This is a genomic window from Bradyrhizobium sp. LeoA1Lang (genome assembly GCF_055413685.1).
In genome coordinates this window covers 1-1,450 of sequence record NZ_JBVAPG010000395.1, presented here as the reverse complement: position 1 = coordinate 1,450, position 1,450 = coordinate 1, and the positions used below count along the sequence as shown (strand labels likewise).

Sequence of the window (1,450 nt, the reverse complement as noted above, 5' to 3'; positions counted from 1 at the left end):
CCAGCCGGTGTGATATCTCTCGTCATGGCGTTGCTCTCCTTTGTGGAATCAGCACCCCGAGCCTACCGGCTCAAGGTGGGCAACGCCGACCTCTTCAGTAATTCAACAGAACCCGGGACATCCCCGGATGGCTTCAGCCATCCCCTTTCATATATAGGATCGACTTTTATCCACTCTACTATTCAACCTAAAGCATATAGCCTGTCATGGCCTCTGCTCTCGACCGACTGGACCTTGATCTCGCTTGGCGGCGCACCAAGAGCGACATACAGAATGGGCGCGTTTTTGTTCATAGCCCGTTAGAAGTCGAGCTAGTAGAGGCAGACCTAAATCCTTGGCTTGATCGGTTGAAAGCCAAAATCCGCCAAGGTTACCAACCGGGCTCAGCAACGATCGCCGACATTCCGAAGGGCAATGGGGCCGTTCGGCCCGGCGCAATGTTAAATCTAGAGGATCGACTAGTTTACGCCGCGCTTGTCGGCACTCTCCTTCCTACAATCAACAGCGGCCTACTGTGGTCTCAAGGCCTTGTAGACTTCTCGTATCGCTTGTCTGGATCGCTTCGACGAGTCGATTGGTTTACAAATACATTCAATGCTTGGACCGCCTTTAGGAAAGCGAGCATTGAAAGAATCGATGGTGGCGCAACACATGTTGTCATTACAGATGTGACAGGATTCTACGAAAACATCGATCTGGAATTGCTTTTTTCGGATTTACGAAATCTTGGATGTAGCGAAGAGATCACCCAGCTCTTGGGACGTTGTCTAAACCGCTGGTGCGTTCTACCCGGCCGCGGACTACCACAGGGGTTCTCAGCCTCCGACATTCTCGCGAAAGTATACTTGAATCCAATCGATCGAACCATGATCGACAATGAAATCGACTTCATCCGCTACGTCGATGACATTCGGATCTTTTGTCGAAGTCATCCGGGTGGAAAATCTGCACTGATGTTCCTCGCTCAACTGTTAAGACGCCGAGGCCTGAACTTGCAATCGGCCAAGACATCAGTTTCAGCCGCGGGCGACGTCAGAGACAAGATCGAAGGCGTCAATCCACTCATAAACAAAGTTCAGCAAAGATATCAAAAGGAGCTAAGAGAGTTCATCCGAGATACGTTCCCCTCGATTCCGGTTTCTCTTCCTCCGCAAGAAGCAGGTACCCCCCACCCGGTTATCCGAGAGATTTTTCTAGATCATTTCATCAAGCAAGAACAGCTGGATAAGACCCTCCTGCATTTTCTTCTTAAGCGGCTCGGCGATCAATCAGATGACGTCGCCGTGGACTATTGTCTGAAATTGATAGCCGAACACCCCCAAGAAGGTGCCGTCGCGAACTTGGTTGGAATTTGTCCGTCGCGAGTCTCCGGTGAACGGATGATATCTGCTCAGGCGGCAAGATCAACCGGCTGAGCAATGGGCTTGCTGGCGAGGGTCTGCCAGCCGTC

Annotated in this window: 1 protein-coding gene; it reads left to right on the top strand. The window is 51.4% G+C overall.

Annotated features, from left to right (window positions below; all coding sequences use genetic code 11):
* Positions 1–206 precede the first annotated feature (206 nt).
* Positions 207–1,415 (top strand): reverse transcriptase domain-containing protein, encoded by a 1,209-nt coding sequence (locus tag ACZYOF_RS43720; protein ID WP_463719582.1) that lies wholly within the window; start codon positions 207–209, stop codon positions 1,413–1,415.
* Positions 1,416–1,450: the final 35 nt, after the last annotated feature.

What these genes read in the sequence shown, in the direction of transcription:
- ACZYOF_RS43720 (WP_463719582.1), top strand. Translation starts at nt 207, where the DNA reads ATGGCCTCTGCTCTCGACCGACTGGACCTTGATCTCGCTTGGCGGCGC.